Source organism: Streptomyces sp. LS1784 (assembly GCF_020103755.1).
In the GTDB taxonomy this organism is placed as follows: Bacteria; Actinomycetota; Actinomycetes; order Streptomycetales; family Streptomycetaceae; genus Kitasatospora.
The window spans coordinates 1-25123 of sequence record NZ_JAHSQD010000063.1; the positions used below are offsets into that span (position 1 = coordinate 1).

The 25123-nt window shown below is 71.4% G+C and carries 23 protein-coding genes; 12 read left to right on the forward strand and 11 right to left on the reverse strand.

Features of this window, described 5'->3' with window-relative positions:
• The first annotated feature begins 492 nt into the window (after nucleotides 1-492).
• Nucleotides 493-1920, forward strand: coding sequence for a CCA tRNA nucleotidyltransferase (locus KS423_RS10850; RefSeq protein ID WP_224277712.1), 1428 nt, complete (start codon nucleotides 493-495; stop codon nucleotides 1918-1920).
• Between the two features lie 52 nt (nucleotides 1921-1972).
• Here the strand turns inward: KS423_RS10850 and KS423_RS10855 are convergent, their stop codons facing one another.
• The 5 genes from KS423_RS10855 to KS423_RS10875 form a co-directional block, all read right to left on the reverse strand.
• Nucleotides 1973-2959: a hypothetical protein gene (locus KS423_RS10855; RefSeq protein WP_224277718.1), complete on the reverse strand. Its 987-nt coding sequence runs from the start codon at nucleotides 2957-2959 to the stop codon at nucleotides 1973-1975.
• 63 nt (nucleotides 2960-3022) lie between these two features.
• Complete coding sequence (locus KS423_RS10860; RefSeq protein ID WP_224277720.1) at nucleotides 3023-3703, reverse strand: hypothetical protein; 681 nt, start codon at nucleotides 3701-3703, stop codon at nucleotides 3023-3025.
• A 108-nt stretch (nucleotides 3704-3811) separates the two neighbouring features.
• The gene (locus KS423_RS10865) at nucleotides 3812-5134 is read right to left on the reverse strand and encodes an MFS transporter (RefSeq protein ID WP_224277681.1); all 1323 of its coding nucleotides are present in this window, start codon (nucleotides 5132-5134) and stop codon (nucleotides 3812-3814) included.
• A 119-nt stretch (nucleotides 5135-5253) separates the two neighbouring features.
• Nucleotides 5254-6336 (reverse strand): inositol-3-phosphate synthase, encoded by a 1083-nt coding sequence (locus tag KS423_RS10870; protein WP_224277682.1) that lies wholly within the window; start codon nucleotides 6334-6336, stop codon nucleotides 5254-5256.
• 126 nt (nucleotides 6337-6462) lie between these two features.
• A complete protein-coding gene (locus tag KS423_RS10875; protein ID WP_224277684.1) occupies nucleotides 6463-7161 on the reverse strand; it encodes a PadR family transcriptional regulator in 699 nt (232 codons plus the stop codon).
• Nucleotides 7162-7514: 353 nt separating this feature from the next.
• Here KS423_RS10875 and KS423_RS10880 point away from each other — a divergent pair, with 353 nt between their 5' ends.
• Both KS423_RS10880 and KS423_RS10885 read left to right on the forward strand, forming a co-directional pair.
• Nucleotides 7515-10160 (forward strand): transglycosylase domain-containing protein, encoded by a 2646-nt coding sequence (locus tag KS423_RS10880; protein WP_224277686.1) that lies wholly within the window; start codon nucleotides 7515-7517, stop codon nucleotides 10158-10160.
• Nucleotides 10161-10383: 223 nt separating this feature from the next.
• Nucleotides 10384-11961, forward strand: coding sequence for a glycosyltransferase family 87 protein (locus KS423_RS10885; RefSeq protein WP_224277688.1), 1578 nt, complete (start codon nucleotides 10384-10386; stop codon nucleotides 11959-11961).
• Between the two features lie 4 nt (nucleotides 11962-11965).
• Here KS423_RS10885 and KS423_RS10890 read toward each other — a convergent pair whose 3' ends face one another.
• The 3 genes from KS423_RS10890 to KS423_RS10900 all read right to left on the reverse strand — a co-directional run bounded on the left by KS423_RS10890 (nucleotide 11966) and on the right by KS423_RS10900 (nucleotide 14635).
• Nucleotides 11966-13000: an alanine racemase gene (locus tag KS423_RS10890; protein ID WP_224277690.1), complete on the reverse strand. Its 1035-nt coding sequence runs from the start codon at nucleotides 12998-13000 to the stop codon at nucleotides 11966-11968.
• A gap of 13 nt (nucleotides 13001-13013) precedes the next feature.
• On the reverse strand, nucleotides 13014-14132 hold the full coding sequence (locus KS423_RS10895; protein ID WP_224277692.1) for a peptidoglycan bridge formation glycyltransferase FemA/FemB family protein: 1119 nt from the start codon (nucleotides 14130-14132) through the stop codon (nucleotides 13014-13016).
• A gap of 203 nt (nucleotides 14133-14335) precedes the next feature.
• Complete coding sequence (locus KS423_RS10900; protein WP_224277694.1) at nucleotides 14336-14635, reverse strand: hypothetical protein; 300 nt, start codon at nucleotides 14633-14635, stop codon at nucleotides 14336-14338.
• Nucleotides 14636-14954: 319 nt separating this feature from the next.
• On the opposite strand from KS423_RS10900, the gene rpsF reads away from it, so the two are divergent.
• From rpsF to rplI, 4 genes are all read left to right on the forward strand, one after another.
• Nucleotides 14955-15245, forward strand: a complete 291-nt coding sequence (gene rpsF, locus KS423_RS10905; protein WP_188298654.1) for a 30S ribosomal protein S6 — start codon at nucleotides 14955-14957, stop codon at nucleotides 15243-15245.
• Nucleotides 15246-15341: 96 nt separating this feature from the next.
• A complete protein-coding gene (locus KS423_RS10910; RefSeq protein ID WP_224277696.1) occupies nucleotides 15342-15947 on the forward strand; it encodes a single-stranded DNA-binding protein in 606 nt (201 codons plus the stop codon).
• Nucleotides 15948-16026: 79 nt separating this feature from the next.
• Entirely contained in the window at nucleotides 16027-16263 is a 237-nt protein-coding gene (gene rpsR, locus KS423_RS10915; RefSeq protein ID WP_030059640.1) for a 30S ribosomal protein S18, read from the forward strand.
• Between the two features lie 17 nt (nucleotides 16264-16280).
• Complete coding sequence (gene rplI / locus KS423_RS10920) at nucleotides 16281-16727, forward strand: 50S ribosomal protein L9 (protein WP_224277698.1); 447 nt, start codon at nucleotides 16281-16283, stop codon at nucleotides 16725-16727.
• Between the two features lie 86 nt (nucleotides 16728-16813).
• Here rplI and KS423_RS10925 read toward each other — a convergent pair whose 3' ends face one another.
• On the reverse strand, nucleotides 16814-18160 hold the full coding sequence (locus KS423_RS10925; RefSeq protein WP_224277700.1) for an MATE family efflux transporter: 1347 nt from the start codon (nucleotides 18158-18160) through the stop codon (nucleotides 16814-16816).
• Between the two features lie 577 nt (nucleotides 18161-18737).
• Between KS423_RS10925 and dnaB the strand changes: the two genes are divergently transcribed.
• Nucleotides 18738-20213 carry a replicative DNA helicase gene (gene dnaB, locus KS423_RS10930; RefSeq protein ID WP_224277714.1) on the forward strand — a complete coding sequence of 492 codons (1476 nt, stop codon included), beginning with the start codon at nucleotides 18738-18740 and terminating at the stop codon, nucleotides 20211-20213.
• Nucleotides 20214-20240: 27 nt separating this feature from the next.
• Here dnaB and manA read toward each other — a convergent pair whose 3' ends face one another.
• The gene (gene manA, locus KS423_RS10935) at nucleotides 20241-21440 is read right to left on the reverse strand and encodes a mannose-6-phosphate isomerase, class I (protein ID WP_224277702.1); all 1200 of its coding nucleotides are present in this window, start codon (nucleotides 21438-21440) and stop codon (nucleotides 20241-20243) included.
• Nucleotides 21441-21756: 316 nt separating this feature from the next.
• On the opposite strand from manA, the gene KS423_RS10940 reads away from it, so the two are divergent.
• Nucleotides 21757-22521, forward strand: coding sequence for a polyprenol monophosphomannose synthase (locus KS423_RS10940; protein WP_224277704.1), 765 nt, complete (start codon nucleotides 21757-21759; stop codon nucleotides 22519-22521).
• A 147-nt stretch (nucleotides 22522-22668) separates the two neighbouring features.
• Here KS423_RS10940 and KS423_RS10945 read toward each other — a convergent pair whose 3' ends face one another.
• Nucleotides 22669-23079, reverse strand: a complete 411-nt coding sequence (locus KS423_RS10945; protein ID WP_224277706.1) for a helix-turn-helix domain-containing protein — start codon at nucleotides 23077-23079, stop codon at nucleotides 22669-22671.
• Nucleotides 23080-23186: 107 nt separating this feature from the next.
• On the opposite strand from KS423_RS10945, the gene KS423_RS10950 reads away from it, so the two are divergent.
• The 3 genes from KS423_RS10950 to KS423_RS10960 all read left to right on the forward strand — a co-directional run.
• Entirely contained in the window at nucleotides 23187-23834 is a 648-nt protein-coding gene (locus KS423_RS10950; RefSeq protein WP_224277708.1) for an FMN-dependent NADH-azoreductase, read from the forward strand.
• Between the two features lie 142 nt (nucleotides 23835-23976).
• Nucleotides 23977-24933, forward strand: a complete 957-nt coding sequence (locus KS423_RS10955) for an MBL fold metallo-hydrolase (RefSeq protein ID WP_224277710.1) — start codon at nucleotides 23977-23979, stop codon at nucleotides 24931-24933.
• On the forward strand, nucleotides 24857-25123 hold a 267-nt coding region (locus KS423_RS10960; RefSeq protein ID WP_374119938.1), incomplete at its 3' end, for an NTP transferase domain-containing protein. The genes KS423_RS10955 and KS423_RS10960, both read left to right, overlap by 77 nt.

Sequence of the window (25123 nt, forward strand, 5' to 3'; positions counted from 1 at the left end):
GCGGCGGCGGCCCGCAGGACCGCACGGCGTGCCCGGCGGGCCGGATGGCGCCCCTCGGCGGGGCGCTCGGCCCGTCCAGGCTGTCGGTGCGCCCCCAGGCCCGAGTGCCGTGCCGGCTCACTCACTCGCTTCGCCCTCGCCGTTCTCGATCGTTCGCTGCTGATGCTGTCCGTCCGGCGCGGTCCGCCCGACGGTCTTCGCTTGACTCTTCTGGAACTCTTCGCCCGACGCCGTCGCCGCACCGATGCCGCGGGGAATCCGCGGGTGGTGGCGGCGCGAGACACCGCATCCCCTGTCCGGTGCCCGAGACTCGTCCACCGGCATGGTAACGATGCGGCCCGCGGTGCAGTGTTGCGGGCTGTGGGGTGAGACGCCCAGAACGCGCGGGCGGTTGACCTGTCGGGGCACGTACCCTTGTGAGCCGTGTCCACTGCCAATGAGCCCACCGCGCGCACCGACCGTTCCAGCACCGCCGTCCAGGTCGTACCAGGCCTGAGCGAGGCCCAGACCCTCGGCCTCCAAGAGCTGCTGCGGGTGTCGCCGGTCGCCGACGAGATCGCCCGCCGGTTCCAGGCGGCCGGTCACCGGCTGGCGCTGGTCGGCGGGTCGGTCCGGGACGCGCTGCTCGGTCGGCTCGGCAACGACCTGGACTTCACCACCGACGCCCGCCCGCAGCAGGTGCTCAAGCTGGTCAAGGGCTGGGCGGACGCGGTCTGGGACGTCGGCATCGCCTTCGGCACGGTCGGCGCCCGCAAGGACACCCCCGAGGGCTCCTTCCTGATCGAGATCACCACCTACCGCTCCGAGGCGTACGACCGCACCTCGCGCAAGCCCGAGGTCAGCTACGGCGACACCATCGAGGAGGACCTGGTCCGCCGGGACTTCACGGTCAACGCGATGGCCGTCGACCTGCCCGGCCGCGGCTTCGTCGACCCGCACCACGGCCTGGAGGACCTGGAGGCCCGGGTGCTGCGCACCCCCGCCACCCCCGAGGAGTCCTTCTCCGACGACCCGCTGCGGATGATGCGGGCCGCCCGCTTCGCCGCCCAGCTGGACTTCGACCCGGTGCCCGAGGTGGTCGCCGCGATGACCGCGATGGCCGAGCGGATCACCATCGTCTCCGCCGAGCGGGTCCAGGCCGAGCTGAACAAGCTGCTGCTGGCCAAGCACCCGGTGAAGGGCCTGCGGCTGCTGGTCGACACCGGTCTGGCCGGGTACGTGCTGCCCGAGCTGCCCGCACTGCGGCTGGAGCGGGACGAGCACCACCGGCACAAGGACGTCTACGAGCACTCGCTGACCGTCCTGGAGCAGGCCATCGGCCTGGAGCAGGACGGTCCGGACCTCACCCTGCGGCTGGCCTCGCTGCTGCACGACATCGGCAAGCCGCGCACCCGCCGCTTCGAGTCGGACGGCCGGGTCTCCTTCCACCACCACGAGGTGGTCGGCGCCAAGATGACCCGCAAGCGGATGCGCGAGCTCAAGTACTCCAAGGAGCTCACCGAGGACGTCTCGCGCCTGGTCGAGCTGCACCTGCGCTTCCACGGCTACGGCGGCGGCGAGTGGACCGACTCCGCGGTGCGCCGCTACGTCACCGACGCCGGGCCGCTGCTGGAGCGCCTGCACAAGCTGACCCGCTCCGACTGCACCACCCGCAACAAGAAGAAGGCGGCCGCGCTCTCCCGCACCTACGACGGTCTGGAGGTCCGGATCGGCGAGCTGAAGGCGCAGGAGGAGCTGGACGCCATCCGCCCGGCGCTGGACGGCAACCAGATCATGGAGCTGCTCGGCCTCAAGCCCGGCCCGCAGGTCGGCAAGGCGTACAAGCACATGCTCGAACTCCGGCTGGAGCACGGCCCGCTGGAGCACGACGAGGCGGTCTCGGCGCTGCGCGCCTGGTGGGCCGGGCAGCCACAGGGCTGAGGAACGCGAAGAGGGGGTGGCCCGGGCCCGGGCCACCCCCTCTTCGCGTTCCTCAGCCGACCGCCCGCAGGCACAGGACGTAGTCGAGGGACGGAAGAAGGGGGTGCTTGACCCAGTACGTGCTGGTCGTCTTCGGCTGCTTGCTGCAGGACTCCTTGTCGGACGTGCCGGTGTACTTGTAGATCACCTTGTACTGGGCCTTGGCGTCCGTGCAGGGCAGCACAGTCATCTTCGGGTCGGTGTCGCTTCCGTCGTTGTGCAGGCAGTCTCCGGCCTTGGCGGCGTCGGCCGGGTCGGCGGCCGGCGGGGTGTAGGACGGCAGGGTGTACGTCGGGGTGGGCAGCGGCGGCGGGGTGTAGGGCGGCAGGGTGAAGGTGGGGCTGGGCAGCGGTGGCGGGATGGTGTACCGGCTCGGGCTCGGCGAGGGGTCGACGACCGTGTGCGAGTCGTCGGGCTTCTGGCCGATCACCCCGCTGAGGGCCAGGGTCAGGGCGACCGCCAGCGAGACCGGCACCAGCAGCATCGCCATGTGCGGCCGGCGGGTCAGCGCGACGCCCGGGTTCAGCTGCGGGCCGTGGCTGCCCGGGACGGGTGGCGGCAGCTGCTTGAACTTGTTGTGCGGGCCGAGGTTCAGCAGCAGCGTGATCGGGGTCAGCAGCCAGGACACCGGGCTCCACCAGCCCTGGACCAGCGTTCGGGCCGACATGTCGCGCACCGTCGCGGTGCCGCAGGTGCGGCAGAACGGGCCGGTCATCCGCAGCATCCGGTAGGCGATGGCCAGGCCCTGGTGGCCGCGGACGGTGGCGTTCACCGCCGGGTAGCCGCCGCAGAACCGGCAGGTGGTCCCGTCCACCGGGGGCGGCGGCGGATACCCGTAGCCGTAACCGCCCGGTGGGGGCTGGACGCCGTACGGCTGCTCGGGCGGCGGCGGAGCGCTCGGGTAGCCGTACCCGGGCGGGGCCGGCGGCGGGGGCGGGGCGCCGTAGGAGCCGCCGGAGGCGTACGGGTTGCCGGCGCCCGGCGGTGGGCCGTACGGCATCTGGGGCGGAGGCGGAGGCGGAGCGGACAAGGAGGTCCCCCGGGAAAGGAGAGGCGGAAGAGTTCAGGACTTCTTCACCGGCGGGACACCGGTGGTGGCGGGTGCCAGCGGGCCGAGGCAGAGCACGTACCGCTTCTTGTTCCAGCGGCGGCCGCTCTGGCCCGAGACCACGCTCGTGGCTTGCGGGGTCTGCTTGCAGCGGGTCACGTCCGTGGTGCCCTCGAACTTCGACAGCACGCGGTAATTCGCTTTGGAATCAGTGCACTTGACGATCTCGACGTCGCGGGAGCCGCTCGTCCGCACACAGTCGCCGGGCTTGGCGCTGCTGACGCTCGGCCCGGCCACGAAGTAGCCAACCGCCAGCGCCACGCAGCCGCCGACCACCCCGACGATCCGCAGCTTGGACCGGATGCCGCGCTTGGCGGCCGGCGCGGCCGGCGTCGCCGGGGCGGGCTGCGGCTGTCCGTACGGCCCGGGGGGCGGCTGCTGCCCGTAGGGCTGTTGGCCGTAGGGCTGCTGTCCGTACGCCGGAGGCGGTCCGTAGCCGGGCGGGGCCGGTGGCGCGGGCTGCCCGTAGGCCGGCGGCGGTCCGTACGGCGCGGCCGGCGGGGGAGCGGGTGCCCCGTACGGCGGGGGAGCGGGTGCCCCGTACGACGGGGGAACGGGTGCCCCGTACGGCGGTGCGCCGGGCGGGCCGACCGGGGCCGGCGAGGGCGGTCCGTACGGATTGGGCGGTGTGCTCATCAGGTCGTCCCCCGAGACAGAGTTCTGTCGTTCCGACAGGTTTGAGTACCTTAGCGAGTCGGTCGGACGCCATCGGCCCCGTACCCCCATGGGGCCCAGGAGGCCAGGTCACCGGGAGAGCGGGTTCCGGTGGGCGGCGCGCAGGTAGAGGACCGCCGTCAGGGCGTACACCCCGGCGAGCCCGAGCACCACCGCGACCGAGCGGCCGGACAGCGGCAGCACCAGCGCGGTGACCAGGGCGGCGGCCACGAAGGCGACGTTGAACAGGACGTCGTAGATGGCGAAGACCCGGCCGCGGTACTCGTCCTCGACCGACTCCTGCACCACCGTGTCGGCGCAGATCTTGGTGCCCTGGGTGACCACCCCGAGCAGCAGGGCGGCGAGCAGGCAGGGCGCCAGCGTGAAGCTCAGCCCCAGGGCGGGGACGAAGACCACCGGGGCGACCAGGCAGACCGTCATCCACCCGGCCAGGCCCAGCCGGCGGGTGCACCCGGGGCTGACCAGTGCGGCGACGAAGAACCCGGCGGCGGACAGACCGACCGCCTGGCCGAGGGTGACCAGCCCGGCCGCGCTGTCGGTCGGGTCGTTGAAGGTGTACCGGGCGAGCATCACCACGACCACGATCAGCACGCCGTAGCAGAACCGGGCCGCGGTGACGGCGGCCAGCGCGTGCACGGCGGGCCGGCAGTCCCGGACCAGGTGGCGCACCGCGGCACCGAGTTCGACGGCGGCCCGGACCAGCGCCTGGCCGATCCCGGGCCGGTCCTCGTGCTGCTCCGGGCCGAGCAGGTCGCGGTCCATCCGCCGGGCGGCCAGCGCGGCCGACAGGTAGAGCAGTGCGGCCACCGCGACCAGGGCGGCGTCGGCCTTCGGCCCGGGGGCCATCAGCTGGTGCAGCAGGAAGCCGATGCCCCCGCCCGAGGCGGCGGCGACCGTTCCGAGGGTGGGGGAGAGGGCGTTGGCGGTGACGAGCTGGTCCTGCTCCACCACCCGGGGCAGGGCCGCGGACAGGCCGGCCAGGATGAAACGGTTGAGCGCGGTGACCAGCAGGGCCGAGGCGAAGAACAGCCAGGTCGGCGCCTCCGCCAGCAGCAGCGCGCCGGTGCCCAGGCCCAGCCCGAAGCGGGCCAGGTTGCCGAAGTAGAGCACCTGGCGGCGGCGCCAGCGGTCCAGCAGCACACCGGCGAACGGGCCGATCACCGAGAACGGCAGCAGCATCACGGCCAGCACCGAGGCGATGTCGGCGGGGGAGGACTGCTTCTCGGGGGAGAAGACCACGTACGCGGCGAGCGAGACCTGGAAGACGCCGTCCGAGAGCTGGGAGAGCACCCGGGCGGTCAGCAGCCGCCGGAAGTCGCGGCCCTTCAACAGGTCCAGGAGCGTGGCGCGGTGCGCGGACTGGTGGGTGCTGCCGTTCTCGGTGATCGCCACCCGCCCAGAGTGCCATGGAACCGGCCGTCGTTTCACGTGAAACATTGGCCGCGAAAACGTGAAGGGCCCACGATCCGGAGACCGTGGGCCCTTCCGACGAGCTACGGGCGGTCAGCCGTTCAGCGCTCGACCTCGCCGCGGATGAACTTCTCGACGTTCTCCCTGGCCTCGTCGTCGAAGTACTGGACCGGCGGGGACTTCATGAAGTACGAGGAGGCCGACAGGATCGGGCCGCCGATGCCGCGGTCCTTGGCGATCTTCGCGGCGCGCACGGCGTCGATGATGACACCGGCGGAGTTCGGGGAGTCCCAGACCTCGAGCTTGTACTCCAGGTTCAGCGGGACGTCACCGAACGCGCGACCCTCCAGGCGGACGTAGGCCCACTTGCGGTCGTCCAGCCAGGCCACGTAGTCCGAGGGGCCGATGTGGACGTTCTTGGCGCCCAGCTCGCGGTCACGGATCTGCGAGGTGACGGCCTGGGTCTTGGAGATCTTCTTGGACTCCAGGCGCTCGCGCTCGAGCATGTTCTTGAAGTCCATGTTGCCGCCGACGTTCAGCTGCATGGTGCGCTCGAGGATGACACCGCGGTCCTCGAACAGCTTGGCCATCACGCGGTGCGTGATGGTCGCGCCGACCTGGGACTTGATGTCGTCACCGACGATCGGCACGCCGGCCTCGGTGAACTTGTCGGCCCACTCCTTGGTGCCCGCGATGAACACCGGCAGGGCGTTCACGAAGGCGACCTTGGCGTCGATGGCGCACTGGGCGTAGAACTTGGCCGCGTCCTCGGAACCGACGGGCAGGTAGCAGACCAGGACGTCGACCTGCTGGTCCTTGAGGACCTGGACGACGTCGACCGGCGCCTCGTCCGACTCCTCGATGGTCTCCAGGTAGTACTTGCCCAGGCCGTCGAGGGTGTGGCCGCGCTGGACGGTCACGCCGGTCGGCGGCACGTCGCAGATCTTGATGGTGTTGTTCTCGCTGTTGCCGATGGCGTCGGCCAGGTCGAAGCCGACCTTCTTGGCGTCGACGTCGAAGGCGGCGACGAACTCCACGTCACGGACGTGGTAGTCACCGAACTGGACGTGCATCAGCCCGGGGACCTTGCCGGCCGGGTCGGCGTCCTTGTAGTACTCGACACCCTGCACCAGCGACGCGGCGCAGTTGCCCACGCCCACGATGGCTACGCGAACCGAACCCATTCCGGTTGCTCCCTGTGATCTCATGAGGACCGCCGGGGTCGGCGGAACTCGTCCTGCTTCTTCGATGACTGCATGTAAGGGCGCGAGGCGCCCAATCCTGCCGCGCGGCACAGGGCTGGCGCGGTGTCAGCGCTCCTGGGCGGAGCGCCCCGGGCGGTCGTACGGTGGCCCGGACGGGTCCGGGGACCCGGTCTCCTGGCCACGGCCGTCCGAAGTCTTGCGGGGATCGGCGGCGGTGCCGCCGGTGTCGGGGCCGGTCCGGCCGGTGCGGTTGGACCGCTCGGTCTCGATCAGCTCGTTGAGCCAGCGGACCTCGCGCTCCACCGACTCCAGTCCGTGCCGCTGGAGTTCGACGGTGTAGTCGTCGAACCGCTCGCGGGCGCGGGCCAGCGAGTTGCGCATCCGCTCCAGCCGCTCCTCCAGCCGGCTGCGGCGTCCTTCCAGGACGCGCATCCGCACGGCGCGGTCGGTCTGGCCGAAGAACGCGAAGTGCACGCCGAAGTGCTCGTCCTCCCAGGCGTCCGGGCCGGAGTCGGCGAGCAACTCCTCGAAGCGCTGCTTCCCCTCGGCGGAGAGCCGGTAGACGATCTTGGACCGCTTGCCGTTGAGCGCGGTGGCCGGGACGTACTCGACGTCCGGGTTGTCCTCGACCAGGAAGCCCTGGGCGACCAGGCTCTTCAGGCAGGGGTAGAGCGTCCCGTAGGAGAGCGCCCGGAACGTTCCGAGCAGGATGTTCAGCCGCTTGCGCAGCTCGTAGCCGTGCATCGGGGCGTCATGGAGCAGTCCGAGGACGGCGAACTCCAGCACTCCTGAGCGTCTGCCCACTGCCGTCGTCCTCCTCCCTCTCGGCGTCCGTCCGGCCGCTGCATCCGGCGGTATTCCGCTTCGATGTATCGGCTCGATATATCGAGAACAGTAAACCCGGCCCCCGGAACCGGCAAGGGGGGCACGCGTGAATGTGATCACAAGCCGACGCGCGGGCGGGATTGGCAACGGGCGTGTAATGATCTGTCGCCGTTTTGCGGGCATTGGCAACTGATGTCCGATTAGTTGTGTTTCCGTGCTGCGTACGCTGTCGCGTGTGCACGAGGACCACCTCCGTGATCAGGGCGGTTTGCGGGCATCGGACGTGAACCCTGCCTTCAGGCTGGAAACGCCTGGCGAGGAGTGGCTGGAAGATGAGCGAGCGACGGCGAAGGACGCCCGACCCGGGCGGTGACGGGCAGCAGCCCCCGGGCGGCGGCGGCCGTCGGGGAGGTGGGCCGGGGCCCGACGAGCTGCGCTCGGACGGCGTCGGCCGACGACGCCCCTCGGGTGTCAGGGAGACCGCGCAGCAGCCCCGGATGACCCGTGCGGAGATGCGCAAGGCTGCCCAGAAGAAGGGCAAGGGAGGCGGCCGGCGCGATGCCGTCGCGGCCTCCGCCGCCGCGGCCGCCGGCCCCGGCAAGAAGCGCTTCATCGACTACCCGCGGTTCGGCAAGACCGGCGTCCGGCGCTGGCTGCCGTCCTGGAAGCAGTGGCTGAGCGGCTTCCTGCTGGTCTTCGGCTGCTTCGTGGGCCTGGTGTTCTACCTGTACCAGACCACCGAGGTCCCCGAGCTGAACAAGCTGGTGAACAACCAGAACACGATCTACTACTGGGCCGACAACACGGAGATGACCCGCAAGGGCCAGACCAACCGTCAGATCGTCGAGCTCAAGGACATCAGCCCCAACCTCCAGAACGCCGTCATCGCCGCGGAGAACAAGAGCTTCAAGACCGACAGCGGCATCGACCCCAAGGGCATGCTCCGCGCCGTCTGGAACATGGCGAAGGGAGGTGAGACCCAGGGCGCCTCGACGATCACCCAGCAGTACGTGAAGAACGCCTACCTGAGCCAGGAACAGACCCTCAGCCGCAAGGTGCGGGAGTTCTTCATCACGCTGAAGATCAACCAGGACAAGGACAAGAACGAGATCCTCACCGGCTACCTGAACACCAGCTGGTTCGGCCGCGGTGCGAACGGTGCCCAGGCGGCCGCCGAGGCGTACTACGGGGTGAACGCCAAGGACCTCAACGTCTGCCAGAGCGCCATGCTGGCCGGTCTGCTCAAGGGTGCGACGTACTACGACCCCACCAACCCGGCCAACAAGGAACGGGCCCAGGGCCGGTGGAACTGGATCCTGGACCAGATGGTGGACACCAAGGCCATCACCCCGGACGAGCGCGCCAAGTGCACCGCCTTCCCGGACCCGATCCCGCAGAAGCCCAGCTCCAACATGAACGGTGAGATCAGCTACCTGGTCGACACCGCCAACAAGTACGTGATGGCCACCGACAAGACGATCACCCCGCAGATGATCGACCGCGGCGGCCTGAAGATCTACACCACCTTCGAGAAGGACAAGGTCGACGCGCTGAAGAGCGCCGTCGACGCCGTCAAGGCGGAGAACCTCAACCCGCAGAAGCGGCCGGACAACGACACCAACATCCAGTTCGGTTCCGCCAGCATCCGCCCCGGCGACGGCGCGATCGTCGCCCTCTACGGCGGCGACGGCGTGGAGAACGGCCACTTCGACAACAACGCCGACGCCACCGGCGTCCAGGTCGGCTCGACCTTCAAGCCCTTCGTGCTGGCCACCGCGATGCAGACCGGCGTGCAGACCGCGAAGGACGACAAGGGCAAGCCGAAGCGGATAAACGCCGACAGCCGCTACCTCGCCGACGACATGTCCGAGATCCGCAAGCCGGACGGCTCGCTGGTGATCGGCGACGACGGCAAGCCGTACCGGCAGAAGAACGAGGACTCCGGCAAGCGCGGCTACGTCTCGCTGCGGATGGCCATGCAGTACTCGTACAACGTGCCCTTCGTGCAGCTCAACCAGGACGTCGGCGGCCAGAACGTGGCCGACATCGCGGTGCAGATGGGCGTCAAGAAGGACAGCCTCGCCGACCCGAAGACGGCGACCTTCCCGCTCGGCACCTCCACCATCAGCCCGATCCGGATGGCCACCGCCTACGGCACCCTGGCGGCCAGCGGCAAGGAGGCCGAGCCGTACTCGGTCACCAAGGTCGAGGTGAGCGGCGTGGAGCGCCCGGGCTTCGGCAAGAAGGAGCCCAAGGTCGCGCTGGAGCCGGCCGTCGCCGACAACGTCACCGACGTGCTGGTGAACGTGGCGGTGAACGGTACCGGTAAGAAGACCAAGGACCTGGGCCGCCCGGTGGCCGGCAAGACCGGTACCACCGACCAGAACAAGTCGGCCTGGTGGGTGGGCTACACCCCGCAGCTGGTGACCAGCGTGGCGATGTGGCGCGAGGACCCGGCCAAGCACGAGCGGCAGTCGCTCAACGGCACCGGCGGCAAGGAGTCCATCCACGGTGGTGACATCCCGACCGATGTCTTCACCCGGTACATGAAGGCCGCGCTGGCCAACGAGAAGAAGATGGACTTCCCGACCCCGCAGCCGGTCGGCACCGAGGTGGACTCCTCCGGCGCGCCGTCCACGGCCACCGCGACGACGGCCCCGAGCACGACCGACAGCCCGTCGGCCCAGACGCCCCAGTCGCAGGCGCCGCAGCCGCCGGTGCAGCCGCAGCCCACCCAGACCTGCGTGCCCGGTGTCGACTGCCCCGGCGACCAGCCGAGCCCGTCGAACAGCAGGAACCCGCACCCGGGCAACACCTGTCTGCCGGTGATCGGCTGCCCGACGCAGCCCTCGCCGACGGACAGTACGCCGCCGGGCAACGGTGGCGGCGGGGGCGGCAAGCCGGGCGGCGGTGGCGGCGGCGGCAAGCCGACGCCGAGCAACACCGGCGGCCAACAGGGCATGCCTCCCGGGCAGTAGCCCGGCGGAACCCGGAACGGCGGTGGCGGTCCTCCTCGGAGGGCCGCCACCGCCGTCTTCGTCGCAGCGCCCGTTCTCGTCGCAGCCCCGTTCCCGTCGGGACCGCCGCCGTCCGCGGCACGGCCGTTTCGTCACGATTGGCGGGCCGGCCCGCCACGCAGGGGCGCAGACCGTTGCGGGGTCCTCCTCGTCCCGGCGGGACCGGTGCGGCAGGATGTCCGGCATGACGTCGAGCGATCGTGACGAAACCGCCGGCCCGGTCGGGTCCGGCGCCGCCGCAGGGCCCCACCCGGCAGCCGTCGCCACGGCCGCGCCGCCGGCCAACACCGTGGTCGTCCCGGCCGACGAGGACCCGGTGGCGGCGGCCGGCAGCGAGGTGATCGGCGGGCCCCCGGGCCGCCGGGCGCTGCTCGGAGTCTCCTGGTGGATCCCGGCGCGCTTCCTGGCGCTCGCGGTGATCGTGGTGTCGGTGCTCGGCATGGTGCAGAAGCTGCCCTGCTACGAGCAGGCCTGGTTCCAGCCGGGCTCGCCGCAGTACATCCACGCCTGCTACAGCGACATCCCGCACCTGTTCTCCGGGCGCGGCTTCGCGGCCGGGCTGCACCCGTACGTGGACCGCATCCCGGGCTCCTCGGGGGACCTCCAGTACCTGGAGTACCCGGTGCTCACCGGCCTGTTCATGCAGGTCGCGGCCTGGCTGACGCCCGGCGGCGGGGACCAGCAGAGCCAGGAGCAGTGGTTCTGGGCGATCAACGCCGGGATGCTGATGGCCTGCGCGGTGGTCGCCGTCGTGGCGCTCTCGCGCACCCACCGGCGCCGCCCGTGGGACGCGCTGCTGTTCGCGCTCGCCCCCGTCCTGCTGCTCAACGGCACCGTCAACTGGGACCTGCTCGCGGTCGCCCTGGCCGCCGTGGCGATGGCCTGGTGGGCCGGCGCCCGGCCGGGCTGGGCCGGCGTCTTCATCGGCCTGGCCACCGCGGCCAAGCTCTATCCGCTGCTGCTGCTCGGCCCGCTGCTGGTGCTCTGCTGGCGGGCCGGCAAGTGGCGCGAGTTCCGGCTGGTGCTGGGCGGTGCGCTCGGCTCGTGGCTGGTGGTCAACCTGCCGATCATGCTGGCCAACTGGCGGGGCTGGTCGACGTTCTACGTGTTCAGCAAGCACCGTGGCGAGGACTACGGCTCGTTCTGGCTGATCCTGATGCAGCGCCGCGGCGCCGGGCTGGCCGACCTCGACGTCTACATCGGCGTGCTGATGGTGCTGGGCTGCCTGGCCATAGCGTGGCTCGGCTTCTCGGCCCCGCGCCGGCCGCGCCTCGCCCAGCTGGCCTTCCTGGTGGTCGCGCTGTTCGTGCTGGTCAACAAGGTGTACTCGCCGCAGTACGCGCTCTGGCTGCTGCCGCTCGCGGTGCTGGCCCGGCCGCGCTGGCGGGACTTCCTGGTCTGGCAGGCCTGCGAGGTGCTCTACACCCTGGGCATCTGGTCCCACCTGGGCCTGGTCACCGGCTCCAAGCAGCACGGGATCGGCGAGGGCTGGTACCACTTCGCGATCGGGCTGCACCTGCTGGGCACGCTCTACCTGGTCGCCCTGGTGGTCCGCGACGTCCTCCACCCGGACCGCGACCCGGTCCGTTGGGACGGCAGCGACGACCCCTCCGGCGGGGTCCTGGACCGCGCCCCGGACGTGTTCGTGCTGGGCACCGCCCGCCGGCTGCGCGAGGAGGAGAGCTACGCCGGATACGCGCCGGCCGGCCCCGAGCAGTGGCTCACCGAGCCCGGACTGCCGGAGCCGGCCGAGAAGTCCTAGCGGCTCAGCGGTCCACCACGCGGTCGAAGTGCGTGGTGGTGTGCCGGACCTGGAGACCGAGTTCCTCGCCGATCGCCGGGGGCGTGGTCTCCCCGTCCAGGAACAGCAGCGAGACCTGCATGTGCGGCGGCTCGGCGAACCACAGCTGCTTGCCGGCCCAGTGGAACGGCGACTTGGTCTTGTTGACCGTCGCCAGGCCGGCCCGGGCGATGCCCTTGGCCCGCGCCCCCATGCTCTGGAGGTACTTGGGTGCCTCCAGGCCGATGCCGTGCGCGGTTCCGCCGGCGACCACCAGGATGTGGCCGTCGGTGGGCGCCGGGTGCTGGCGGTAGCCGTAGCGGTCGCCCTTCTTCACCGGGGTGACGTCCAGGACGGTGGCCCGGACCTCCAGCGCGGCGTGGTCGCCCAGCCAGAGCCGGGTGCCGATCCGGGCGCGGAAGACCGTCTGCGGGTAGCGCTGGGCCAGCTGGTCCATGCCGGAGGCGCCGAGGTGGCTGACGAACACGGTGTGCATCGGGATGCCGGCCGCCAGGGCGGTGTCCACCCAGTACGCGACCTCCTCGACCGGGCTGGAGCCGTCCGGCCGGTCCATCGGCAGGTGCAGTGCCAGGCCCTCGAAGGCGACGCCCTCCAGGTCGGCGGCGAGGGTGCGCAGGTCGGCCGCGCTCACGCCGTGCCGGCGCATGGTGGTCATGCACTCCAGCACCACCCGGGTGCCGTGCAGCGCGCGCAGCGCGTCCACGCTGGCCACCGTCCGGATCACCCGGGCGTGCGGCAGCGGGAGCACCTCCTCGCCGACCCGGTACGGGGTGAGCACCAGCAGCTCGCCGCCGTACCACTCGGCGGCGTCGGCCGCCTCGTACGCGGTACCGACGGCGAGCACCCCGGTGCCCAGCAGCGTCGCCTCCTCGGCCAGCCGGTGGTTGCCCAGGCCGTAGCCGTTCCCCTTGGCGACCGGCACCAGGCCGGGGAACTCGGCGAGGACGGAGCGCTGGTGGGTGCGCCAGCGTTCGGTGTCGAGGTAGAGCGACAGCGTCATCGGGTCAGCCTCCTCAGCGGCGGGACATGTAGAGGTCGAGGGCCTTGTGCAGCAGCTTGTTGAGCGGGAAGTCCCACTCGCCGAGGTACTCGGCCGCCTGGCCGCCGGTGCCGACCTTGAACTGGATCAGGCCGAACAGGTGGTCGTCCTCGTCCAGGGTGTCACTGATGCCGCGCAGGTCGTACACGCCGCCGCCGAGGGCGTAGGAGTCGCGCATCATCCGCCACTGGATGGCGTTGGACGGCTTGACCTCGCGCTTGTGGTTGGCCGAGGCGCCGTAGGAGTACCAGACGTGCTCGCCGACCACCAGCATCGTGGTGGCGGCCAGCGGCTCGCCCTCGTGGTAGGCGATGTAGAGCCGCATGCGGTTCGGGTCCTCGGCGACGAGGGCCTTCCACATCCGCTGGAAGTAGGACAGCGGGCGCGGGGTGAACTTGTCGCGCTCGGCGGTGACCAGGTAGAGCTGGTGGAAGATCGGCAGGTCGTCGTAGCCGCCCTGGACCACCTCGACGCCGCTCTTCTCGGCCTTCTTGATGTTGCGGCGCCAGAGCTGGTTGAAGCCCTTCTGGATGTCGTCCAGCGAGCGGTTGGCCAGCGGAACCTGGAAGACGTAGCGCGGCTGGACGTCACCGAAACCGGCGCCGCCGTCCTCGCCCTGGAGCCAGCCGGCCTTGCGCAGACGGTCGGCCACCTCGAAGGCGCGGGCCTCGTACCAGTCGGCCTCGACGTCGCGCAGCCGCTTGGCCTGCTTGGCGGCGATGGCCTCCTTGATGGTGGGGGCGTTCCAGCGGCGGATGACCACCGGCGGGCCCATCTTCACCGAGAACGCGCCCTGCGACTTGAGGTGCGCCAGCATCGGGGAGAGCCAGCGGTCGAGGTCGCGGTCGAACCAGTCGATGACCGGGCCCTCGGGCAGGTAGGCGAGGTAGCGCTTGAGCTTCGGGAGCTGGCGGTAGAGGACCAGGCCGGCGCCGACGAGCTGGTTGGCCTCGTCGAACCAGCCGATCGACTCGGACCGCCACTCGGCCTTCACGTCACCCCACGACGGCACCTGCATGTGGCTGGCCGAGGCGCGGCTCCTGATGAAGGCGAGGTGCTCCTCGCGGGTGATCGTCCTCAGGCGCAGGCTCATTGCTCGGTGCTCCTCGTCGGTCGGGCTGCGGTGGCCCCAGGTTCTCGGGCTGACCTTATCGTCCGGGGCCCGGGCGCCCGCCGCGGCGGGCACGACGGCGCCCCCGTCGGGTACCTGTCTCCTCTGCAGATACGCGACGGGGGCGACGAGGGTTCCGGGCGGGCCCTGTGGGCTCGGTCCCAGCGGGTCGGGCGCGGGGCGGCTCAGCCCCAGAGACCGCCGCGGGCGATGCCGAGGTAGAAGCCGAGCGCGGAGGCGCCGAGCGTGATCATCAGGACGAAGCGCTCGGCGGTGGTGACCGAGACGAACATGCCCCACAGGCCCGTGATGATGCCGAACAGGCCGGTCCACGAGGTCAGCAGGTGCAGGTTGTGGAAGAACGAGGTGGTGAAGGCGATCACGCCGAGGAGAGCGGTGATGCCCACCAGGGTGTTCTCGCGGGGGTGCGGGTGGCCGTCGGTGTTCAGCGTGAGCGCGGGCATGCGGTGGACGGATTGGGCCATGGGTCCCACCTCCTGGCGGGGAGACGAACGGGCAGGAATCCCGTTCCGTCCAGATTGCGGGGGTTGGGCCGCTCTCACAACCCCTATGCGTTTTGTTCGGCTGTCCGGGTGCAGGTAGGCTGTGCCGTCTGCACTGGTGTAGTTGTGCCCCCTTGCGCCCTCTTCGGGGTGACACCCTCTTTCGGGTGGAGCGGGGCCGACTGTCCGACCCTCCCGTTACGGTGGGCCGGAGTCGTCACTGCTCCGGTGCCGACGCTACGCACAACCCTCCTGCCACGGAGAGACCGTGGCCGCTGAGTCCAAAGGAGGTGGGTTACTCATGCGTCACTACGAGCTGATGGTCATCCTCGACCCCTCGGTCGAGGAGCGCGCTGTCTCCCCCCTGATCGAGAGCTTCCTCGCTGTCGTCCGCAACGCCGGCGGCAAGGTGGAGAAGGTCGACACCTGGGGTCGCCGCCGTCTGGCTTACGAGATCAACAAGCAGTCCGAGGGCATCTACTCGGTCATCGACCTCAAGGCCACGCCTGAGGTCGTCAAGGAGCTCGACCGCCAGCTGGGCCTGAGCGAGTCGGTTCTGCGGACCAAGGTCCTGCGCCCGGACACCCACTGAGCCACCTCTGAGGCCTTCGGGTCTCGGGTAGCTCGCGTCCGCTGTTTCACGTGAAACAGCGGTGAACGGACATCTTCCCGAGAGGTCATCACCACCATGGCAGGCGAGACCGTCATCACCCTCGTCGGCAATCTCGTCGACGACCCCGAGCTGCGCTTCACCCCGTCGGGTGCGGCGGTCGCGAAGTTCCGCATCGCGTCCACCCCCCGCACCTTCGACCGTCAGACGAACGAGTGGAAGGACGGCGAGAGCCTCTTCCTCACGTGCAACGTCTGGCGTCAGCCGGCGGAGAACGTGGCCGAGTCGCTGCAGCGCGGCATGCGCGTCATCGTGCAGGGCCGACTGCGCCAGCGGTCTTACGAGACCAAGGAAGGCGAGAAGCGGACGGTCTTCGAGGTCGAGGTCGACGAGGTCGGCCCGAGCCTGCGCTCGGCGACCGCCAAGGTCACCCGGGCCAACCGGTCCGGCGGCCCCGGTGGTGGCTTCGGCGGCCAGCAGGGTGGCGGCCAGGGCGGTGGCGGCTGGGGCGGCGGCGGTGGCGGCCAGCAGGGTGGCGGCGGCTGGGGTGGAAACTCCGGCGGCGGCCAGTCCGGCCCCTCCGACGACCCCTGGGCCTCCAGTGCCCCGTCCGGTGGCAACCAGGGCGGCGGCTGGGGTGCCCCGTCCGGTGGTGGCGGCTACTCGGAAGAGCCCCCGTTCTAAGAGCTGACAGATTTCGTGCGGCCCGGCCGCCGGCGTCCCCGGACGCCCGCCGGGCCGTGAACCCCAAATGGAGCACACAATGGCGAAGCCGCCTGCTCGCAAGCCGAAGAAGAAGGTTTGCGTCTTCTGCAAGGACAAGGTCAACTACGTTGACTACAAGGACACGAACCTGCTGCGGAAGTACATCTCCGACCGCGGCAAGATCCGTGCCCGTCGGGTGACCGGCAACTGCACCCAGCACCAGCGTGACGTCGCCACGGCCGTGAAGAACAGCCGTGAGATGGCGCTGCTGCCCTACACCAGCACCGCGCGCTAAGAGAGGGTGACCGAGTAATGAAGATCATCCTCACGCACGAGGTGCCGGGTCTCGGCTCCGCCGGCGAGGTCGTCGAGGTCAAGGACGGCTACGCCCGCAACTACCTGGTCCCGCGTGGCTACGCCATCCGCTGGACCAAGGGTGGTCAGAAGGACGTCGACGCCATCCGTCGCGCCCGGAAGATCCACGAGATCCAGACCCTTGAGGCCGCCAACGAGGTCAAGGGCCAGCTCGAGGGCGTCCAGGTCAAGCTGGCCGTCCGCTCGGGCGAGGCCGGCCGCCTGTTCGGCTCGGTGACCCAGTCCGACGTCGTCGAGGCCATCAAGGCCGCCGGCGGCCCGGCCGTGGACAAGCGCGCCGTCGCGATCGCTTCGCCGATCAAGACCGTGGGCTCCCACAAGGTCTCGGTCAAGCTGCACTCGGACGTCGTGGCCAACCTCGACGTCGCCGTCGTGGCTGCCTGAGCTCCGTAGCGAAGGCCCGAGGGCCGGACTCCTCCGGGAGTCCGGCCCTCGGTCTTTTCCGGTCCGGTTCCGGACCCGGCCCGCTCCTAGCCGCGTACCGCCCCGGTGACCAGCCACTTGCCGCCGCGGGCGCGCCAGGCCAGGAAGCCGGCCCGCAGCAGCATGAACAGGTTCATCGCCCACCAGAGCCCGGCCAGTCCGGTGCCGGTGGCCGGCACCGCCAGGGCCACCGGGACGAACACCGCCAGGGTCGCGAGCCCGGCCCAGGCCAGGTAGGGGCCGTCCCCGGCGCCCATCAGCACGCCGTCCAGCACGAAGACCGGGCCGGCCACCGGCTGGGTGAGCGCGAGCAGCAGCAGGGCGGTGTCCAGCTGGGCCCGGACGGCCGGATCGGGCGTGAACAGCGGGACGTACAGCGGGCGGGCGACCACCACCAGCAGGCCGAGCACCAGCCCGGAGACGATGCCCCACTCGACCATCCGCCGGGTGGCGGCCCGGGCGCCGGGGGCGTCCGAGGCGCCCAGGTAGCGGCCGATGATGGCCTGGCCGGCGATCGCGATGGCGTCCAGCGCGAAGGCCAGGAAGTTGAACAGCGTCATGGTGATCTGGTGGGCGGCCACCTGGTCGTCGCCGAGCCGGGCGGCCACCGCGGTGGCGGTCATCAGCACCGCGCGCAGGCTGATCGTCCGGACCAGCAGCGGGCCGCCGGCCCTGGCACTGGCCCGGATGCCCGCCGCGTCCGGCCGCAGCGAGGCCCGCTCCCGGCGGGCGCCGCGGACCACCACGACCAGGTAGGCGGCGGCCATCCCGGTCTGTGCGAGCACGGTGCCCCAGGCCGAGCCGGCCACCCCGAGCCCGGCGCCGTACACCAGACCGGCGTTCAGTCCGATGTTGGCGGCGAAGCCCGCGACGGCCACCACCAGCGGGGTGCGGGTGTCCTGGAGCCCGCGCAGCACCCCGGTGGCGGCCAGCACCATGAGCATCGCGGGGATGCCCAGGGAGCTGATCCGCAGATACGTCACTGCATGCGGCGCGGCGGTCGCCGAGGCCCCCAGCGCGTCGGCCGCCCAGGGGGCCAGCAGCAGGGTGAGGAGGACCACCGGGACGGCCAGGCCCAGGGCGAGCCAGATGCCGTCGACGCCCTGCTGCACGGCGCCCCGGCGGTCCCCGGCGCCGATCCGGCGGGCGACCGCCGCGGTGGTGGCGTAGGCGAGGAAGACGAACACTCCGGTCGCCGTGGAGAGCGCCGCGGAGGCGACGCCCACCCCGGCCAGCTGGGGGGTGCCGAGGTGGCCGACGATCGCCGAGTCGGCCATCAGGAAGAGCGGTTCGGCGACGAGTGCGCCGAAGGCCGGGACGGCCAGGGCGAGGATCTCCCGGTCGTGCCGGCGTCGCGAGGCGGCCGGAGCCGGGGTCGGGGGCGGGGCGGTCATGGACTCCAGGCTACTCATCCACAGGTAATGGATGTAAGTGGCCCGTGGCTATTACTCGTCATCCTGAGCGACGTGGTTCGCCCGCTCTGTGCCCACAGCCATTCGGAGGTGTGTGAAGAATTTCTCATGCACAGGCCCGGGAAGAGGTAATCCCAGGTCAGCACGTTGACAGTGGATCGATCGTCCGGTTATCCACAGGGGCGTCCACAGGGGTGTCCACAGCTTTGCGGCAGTTCTCCACAGGACGGGGCCGTTCATCCACACCCCCTGTGGATAACCGCCTTGGCGCAACGGTGCCCGGCGCCTTAGCGTGGGCCCTCCGCCCGACACTCGTACCGCTCCGGCGTCCGATTTGTCGGAGCCGTGGCGTACAAAGAGGAGCGGATCCGCTCCACCCAGCCACCGGCAAGCCCGCTCCAACTTCGCACCACTCGCTGATCGGGGAACACGCGTGACCGGCCCCCAGTACGACGACCACGACGCCCCGCCGCCGGAGGATGACTGGCAGACCGCCGAGGACCCCTTCCCGGCCGGCACCTTCGACGACGCACCCTTCCCGGACGGCCCCGGTGACCGGCTGCCGGTCTCGCGCGGCCGCGGCGAGGGGCGTCAGGGCGGCGGCCGCGACGGGTTCCAGAAGGGCGGCTTCCAGAAGGGCGGCAAGGGCGGCCGGCCGGAGGGCGGCCGGCAGCGCCGGGGCGAGGGCGACGGCGAGGGCGGGGTGGACGGCTTCGAGCGCGTCCCCCCGCAGGACCTGGCCGCCGAACAGTCCGTCCTCGGCGGCATGCTGCTCTCCAAGGACGCCATCGCCGACGTGGTCGAGGTGCTCAAGCCGGCCGACTACTACCGGCCCGCGCACGAGATGGTGCACGGCGCGATCCTCGACCTCTACGCCCGCGGCGAGCCGGCCGACCCGATCACGGTGGCCGGAGAGCTGACCAAGCGCGGCGAGCTCCAGCGGGTCGGCGGCGCCTCGTACCTGCACACCCTGGTCAACTCCGTCCCGACCGCGGCCAACGCCGAGTACTACGCCCAGATCGTGCACGAGCGCGCGGTGCTGCGCCGACTGGTCGAGGCGGGCACCCGGATCGCCGGCATGGGCTACGCGGCCGAGGGCGACGTGGACGAGATCGTCAACGCCGCCCAGGCGGAGATCTACGCCGTCACCGAGCAGCGCACCAACGAGGACTACGCCCCGCTGGCCGACATCATGGAGGGCGCCCTCGACGAGATCGAGGCGATCGGCTCCCGGCAGGGCCAGATGTCCGGCGTGCCGACCGGCTTCGCCGACTTCGACCAGCTCACCAACGGGCTGCACCCGGGCCAGATGATCGTCATCGCGGCCCGCCCCGCGATGGGAAAGTCCACCCTCGCGCTGGACTTCGCGCGCGCCTGCTCGATCCACCACAAGCTGCCGAGCGTGATCTTCTCGCTCGAAATGGGCCGCAACGAGATCGCCATGCGTCTGCTCTCCGCCGAGGCCCGGGTGGCGCTGCACCACATGCGCTCCGGGAACATGACGGACGACGACTGGACCCGGGTCGCCCGCCGGATGCCCGACGTCAGCGAGGCACCGCTGTTCATCGACGACTCGCCGAACCTGTCGATGATGGAGATCCGCGCCAAGTGCCGCCGACTGAAGCAGCGCAACGACATCAAGCTGATCGTCATCGACTACCTCCAGCTGATGCAGTCCGGCGGCTCCCGGCGGGCCGAGAACCGTCAGCAGGAGGTCTCGGACATGTCCCGTAACCTCAAGCTGCTGGCCAAGGAACTGGAAGTCCCGGTCATCGCGCTGTCCCAGCTGAACCGTGGCCCCGAGCAGCGCACCGACAAGCGGCCGATGGTCTCGGACCTCCGCGAGTCCGGCTCGATCGAGCAGGACGCCGACATGGTCATCCTGCTGCACCGCGAGGACGCCTACGAGAAGGAGTCCCCGCGGGCGGGCGAGGCCGACCTGATCGTCGCCAAGCACCGTAACGGTCCGACCGCGACCATCACGGTGGCCTTCCAGGGCCACTACTCGCGCTTCGTCGACATGACCCGGGACTGAGGGCCCGGGTCATCCCCCACGGGGTGGTCAGACGGTGACGGTGGCACGGAAGAGCGTGGTGCCGGTGCCGGAGAGGCGGGTCGGGGTGCCGGTGGCGGGCAGGAAGGCGGACTGGCCGCGGGCGAGCTCCAGGACGGTGCCGTCGGCCCCGGTGAGGCGGGCCGCGCCCTCGGTGCAGAGCAGGATCTGCGGGGTGCGGCCGTCCATCGAGCGCTCGACGCCGTCCAGCGTGAAGCGGGAGAGCCGGAACTCGTCGATCGGGACGGGGTAGAGCTCCTCGCCCGGGGTGGCCTCGACCCGGACGGGGGCCAGCACCTCGGGGGCGCCGGCCTCGAAGACCACGATCTTCAGCAGCTCCGGCACGTCGATGTGCTTCGGGGTGAGGCCGGCCCGCAGCACGTTGTCGGAGTTGGCCTGCAGCTCGACGCAGACGCCGGACAGGTAGGCGTGCGGCACCCCCGCGCCCAGGTAGAGCGCCTCGCCGGCCCGCAGCCGGACGTGGTTGAGCAGCATGCCGGCGATCAGGCCGCGGTCGTCCGGGAAGTCCTTCGCGATCCGGGCGTACGGGGCGTAGTACCAGTCCGGATCGCCGGTGTCGTACTCCGCCAGCGTCTCGGCCGTTTCCCGGACGGTCTTCGCGGCCGTCTCGTCGTCCATGGTGAGGATGGCGGCCAGGGTGCCGCGCAGCGCCTCGGCCTCGTCCTCGACGCACAGCAGGTCGATCAGCGGCTCCAGGCCGTTCACCGAGAGCCGGGCCATCAGCTCGGCCGCCTCGGCGGGCCGGCGGAAGCCGCACAGGCCCTCGAAGTCGCCCAGTGCGCAGACCATTTCGGGCTTGTGGTTGGCGTCGCGGTAGCTGCGCTCGGGGGCGTCCAGCGGGATGCCGAGGGCGTTCTCGGCGGCGAAGCCGGCGCGGGCCTGCTCGATCGTGGGGTGGGCCTGGATCGACAGCGGGGTGCCCGCGGCCAGGACCTTGAAGAGGAACGGCAGGGTCGGGCCGAACCGGGCCGTGCACGCGGCACCCAGCTCGCCCTCGGGGTCGGCCGCGATCAGCTCGTCCAGCGGGCGCGGGCCGTCGCCGCGGTCGGCGCGGGACGGGTCGCCGGGGTGGGCGCCCATCCACAGCTCGGCCTGCGGCTCACCGGTCGGCTGCTGCCCGAGCAGTTCGGGCAGGGCGGTGAGCGACCCCCAGGCGTACGGGCGGACGGTGTTGAGGAGCCTGTCCATGCGCGCGGTCCTACTCCTTCGCTGTCTGGGCGGGTGCGCCGGCTCGCCGGGGCGGGCCCGGCGGTGCGGGCGTGGGCAAGGGAACGACCCTAGCCGAACGGGGTCACCCACGGGGAAACGGCGGGCAGCGGGCGGGAGTGCCGCGGTCGAACCGGTGGCTCCCGGGCGCGGTAGTAGACTGCCTGGACGCAGTTGCCTCCGCCCTGCGCGCAGTTCGCCACCGAGGTCCTCCCCGGCGGGTTGCCGGCGGAGCCGCGTTCCAGAGTGCGGGCGCCGGTGTTCCGAGACCCCCCGCCATCGGCCGAGAGGTTTGTACGTGACCGTGAACCAGCAGAGTTTTGCTGATCTCGGCAAGGTCCTGGTGATCATCCCGACCTACAACGAGGCGGAGAACGTCGAGCGGATCGTCGGCCGGGTCCGGGCCGCCGTGCCCGAGGCGCACGTTCTGGTCGCCGACGACAACAGCCCCGACGGCACCGGCGAGCTGGCCGACAAGCTGGCCGTCGAGGACCAGCACGTCCACGTGATGCACCGCAAGGGCAAGGAGGGCCTGGGCGCCGCCTACCTCGCGGGCTTCCGTTGGGGCATCGACAACGGCTACGACGTCCTGGTCGAGATGGACGCGGACGGCTCGCACCAGCCCGAGGAGCTGGACCGGCTGCTGGGCGCGCTGCGCGGCGCCGACCTGGTGCTGGGCTCGCGCTGGGTGCCGGGCGGCCGGGTGGTGAACTGGCCGAAGTCGCGGCTGCTGCTCTCGCGCGGCGGCTCGACCTACTCGCGGCTGATGCTGGGCGTGCCGATCCGGGACGTCACCGGCGGCTACCGGGCGTTCCGCAAGGAGACCCTGCTGGGCCTGGGCATGGACGAGGTCGCCTCGGCCGGGTACTGCTTCCAGGTCGACCTGGCCTGGCGCACGGTGAAGGCCGGATTCAAGGTCGCCGAGGTGCCGATCACCTTCGTCGAGCGCGAGCTCGGGGCGTCGAAGATGAGCCGCAACATCGTCGTCGAGGCGCTGTGGCGGGTGACCACCTGGGGTGTCACCGACCGCCTGGCCCGGCTGCGCGGCGCGCAGAAGCGCTGAGGACTCCGCGCGCCGTGGATTGCGCGCCGGCGATTGCGCTTCGAGGTTCCGCGCCGGGGGTTCCGCCCGGGTGAAGGGCCCGTCTGCTGGTGACAGCAGGCGGGCCCTTCCGCATGTCCGGGGGCGGTCCGGCGCGGCCGGTGCGGGTCAGCAGCCGCCGCTCCTGAGGGCGCTCTCCGGCAGGTAGCGGTCGGCCCAGACGGCCAGTTCGTGCAGCGCGGGCTTGAGCGCGACGCCGCCTTCGGTGAGCCGGTAGCTGACCCGCAGGGGCGGGCCGGCGTCGACCTCGCGGACCACCAGTCCGGCCTCGGCCAGTTCGGTCAGCCGGTCGGAGAGCATCCGCTCGCTGATGCCCGGGACGGCGCGGCGCAGCTCGGAGAAGTAGGCCTGGCCGCCGTTGTTGAGCACGCCCAGCAGCATTCCGGTCCAGCGCTTGCCGAGCAGGGTGAACACCCGGCCCAGGGCCAGGTCGGTGTTCTGGCAGGCGTTCCGGGCGCCCACGTCGCACGCGGCGGGGGCGGTCGGGACTCCGTCGGTCACTACCTCGTGCTGGGCCATGGATCCAGCGTACTCGACCCGTCACTAGCAACTGTAGAAAAGTAAGCTGCTACTGTACTTTCAGTTGCAGCGAAATCGGCAGCTGCTTATTCTCTGGAGGCCCCACCATGCCCACGCTCCTGCACATCGACTCCTCCGCGATCACCGACGGCTCCGTCTCCCGCGAGGTCACGGCCGCCTTCCGGGCCGCCTGGGAGGCCGAGCACCCCGAGGGCACGGTGGTCTACCGGGACGTCGCCGCCGATCCGCTGCCGCACCTGGACGTGCACGGCATCAGCGCCGGGTTCGCCCCGGCCGAGGCCCACAGCGCCGAGCAGTCCGCCGCCTTCGCGCTGCGCGACGAGCTGATGGGCGAGCTGGAGCAGGCCGACGCCGTGCTGATCGGCAGCCCGATGTACAACTTCACGATCCCGTCGACCCTCAAGGCCTGGCTGGACCAGGTGATCCTGGTGGGCCGCACCGCCGGCGAGCAGCCGTCCGCCAAGGGCACCCCGGTCACCGTGGTCGCCGCCCGCGGCGGCTCGTACGCGCCCGGCGCCCCGCGCGAGCCGTACGAGTTCGTCACCACCTACCTGGAGAAGGTGCTGACCGGGATGCTCGGGCTGGAGGTCGACTTCATCGTCCCGGAGTTCACCCTGGCGCCGGCCGTCCCGGCGATGGCCGACTTCATCCCGAACGCCGCCGAGTCCAAGGCCCGGGCCCTGGAGCAGGCCGCCCGCCGGGCCAAGGAGCTCGCCGCCCGGGCCGCGGTGTGACGTGACCCGGAAGGCGCGCCCCACCGGGCGCGCCTTCCGCGGAATCGGGCAACAGTGCTCCCATGCTGTAGGGCGCAGGAGAACCGACCGCGCGGGGAGGGTCCACGCCGGGAACCTGTCCGCCGACCAGAGGGAGCAGCCCGTGACGTCGTCCCCGCCCGAGGAGAGCGCCGGCGGCGAGCCCGCGGACACCCAGCCCATCGAGCTCCCCGAGGCGGAGCGGCCCGCCCGGCCGCTGGAGGTCGCCGTCTTCACCGGCCCCGAGTCGGCCTTCTTCGCCACCTCCACGCTGATCCTCGGCGAGCGGACCGCGATCCTGGTGGACGCCCAGCTGACCCGCAGCGCCGGGCGCGAGCTGGCCGAGTGGGTCGCGGGCAAGGGCAGACGGCTGCTCGCCGTCGTGGTCACCCATCAGCACCCGGACCACTACTTCGGCGCCGAGGAGGTGCTGCGGCTCTTCCCCGACGCGCAGCTGCTGGCCGCCCCGGCCGTGGTCGACGGCATCCGGCGCACCGTCGCCGCCAAGGTCGCGCAGTGGAAGCCGGTGTACGGCGACGACATCCCGGACCACCCGCTGATCCCCGCCCCGCTGCTGCCGCAGCCGCTGATGCTGGACCGCCAGGTGATCCCGGTGCTGCTGCTCGGCCAGGCCGACTGCGGGGACTCCACGGTCGTCCACGTGCCGAGCATCCGCACCGTGATCGCCGGGGACTTCGTGCACAACGGCACCCACCCCTGGACCGCCGACACCACCCCGGCCCAGCGCACCACCTGGGGCCACAACCTCGGCCGGATCGCCGACCTCGGCGCGGACCGGGTGATCGCCGGCCACCGGGCCCCGGACCAGGGCGACGACGCCGCCCGGGTGCTGGCCTTCACCGGCGCGTACCTCCAGGACTTCGACCGGCTGCTGGCCGCGCACCCGGACGACCCGGAGGCGCTGGTCACGGCGATGAACGAGCGGTACGGGGAGCTCACCCTGCCGTCCTTCCTGGAGTTGGGCGCGGCGGCCAACACCGCCCGTGCCGCCGAGGCCGCCCCGTCCGGGGCCGAGGAGGGTCCGGAGCCGGCGGAGGACGGCGGGACCGCGGCGGAGTAGGGCGGATACTGGCCGCATGACGCCGTACGACGCGATCGTCCCGTCGGGCGGAACCGCCCGACGCCTCGGCGGGGCCGACAAACCGGGCCTGACGGTGGGCGAGGCCACCCTGCTCGACCGGGTGCTCGCCGCCTGCGCGGGCGCCCGCACCACCGTCGTGGTCGGCCCGGCCCGGCCGACCGCGCGGGCC

Coding starts and splice junctions, on each gene's coding strand:
- KS423_RS10855 (WP_224277718.1), bottom strand. CDS start 2,959: ATGCCGTACGGCCCACCGCCGGGCGCCGGCAACCCGTACGCCTCCGGC.
- KS423_RS10860 (WP_224277720.1), bottom strand. CDS start 3,703: ATGAGCACACCGCCCAATCCGTACGGACCGCCCTCGCCGGCCCCGGTC.
- KS423_RS10870 (WP_224277682.1), bottom strand. CDS start 6,336: ATGGGTTCGGTTCGCGTAGCCATCGTGGGCGTGGGCAACTGCGCCGCG.
- KS423_RS10880 (WP_224277686.1), top strand. CDS start 7,515: ATGAGCGAGCGACGGCGAAGGACGCCCGACCCGGGCGGTGACGGGCAG.
- KS423_RS10885 (WP_224277688.1), top strand. CDS start 10,384: ATGACGTCGAGCGATCGTGACGAAACCGCCGGCCCGGTCGGGTCCGGC.
- KS423_RS10890 (WP_224277690.1), bottom strand. CDS start 13,000: ATGACGCTGTCGCTCTACCTCGACACCGAACGCTGGCGCACCCACCAG.
- KS423_RS10895 (WP_224277692.1), bottom strand. CDS start 14,132: ATGAGCCTGCGCCTGAGGACGATCACCCGCGAGGAGCACCTCGCCTTC.
- KS423_RS10900 (WP_224277694.1), bottom strand. CDS start 14,635: ATGGCCCAATCCGTCCACCGCATGCCCGCGCTCACGCTGAACACCGAC.
- rpsF (WP_188298654.1), top strand. CDS start 14,955: ATGCGTCACTACGAGCTGATGGTCATCCTCGACCCCTCGGTCGAGGAG.
- KS423_RS10910 (WP_224277696.1), top strand. CDS start 15,342: ATGGCAGGCGAGACCGTCATCACCCTCGTCGGCAATCTCGTCGACGAC.
- rpsR (WP_030059640.1), top strand. CDS start 16,027: ATGGCGAAGCCGCCTGCTCGCAAGCCGAAGAAGAAGGTTTGCGTCTTC.
- rplI (WP_224277698.1), top strand. CDS start 16,281: ATGAAGATCATCCTCACGCACGAGGTGCCGGGTCTCGGCTCCGCCGGC.
- KS423_RS10925 (WP_224277700.1), bottom strand. CDS start 18,160: ATGACCGCCCCGCCCCCGACCCCGGCTCCGGCCGCCTCGCGACGCCGG.
- manA (WP_224277702.1), bottom strand. CDS start 21,440: ATGGACAGGCTCCTCAACACCGTCCGCCCGTACGCCTGGGGGTCGCTC.
- KS423_RS10945 (WP_224277706.1), bottom strand. CDS start 23,079: ATGGCCCAGCACGAGGTAGTGACCGACGGAGTCCCGACCGCCCCCGCC.
- KS423_RS10950 (WP_224277708.1), top strand. CDS start 23,187: ATGCCCACGCTCCTGCACATCGACTCCTCCGCGATCACCGACGGCTCC.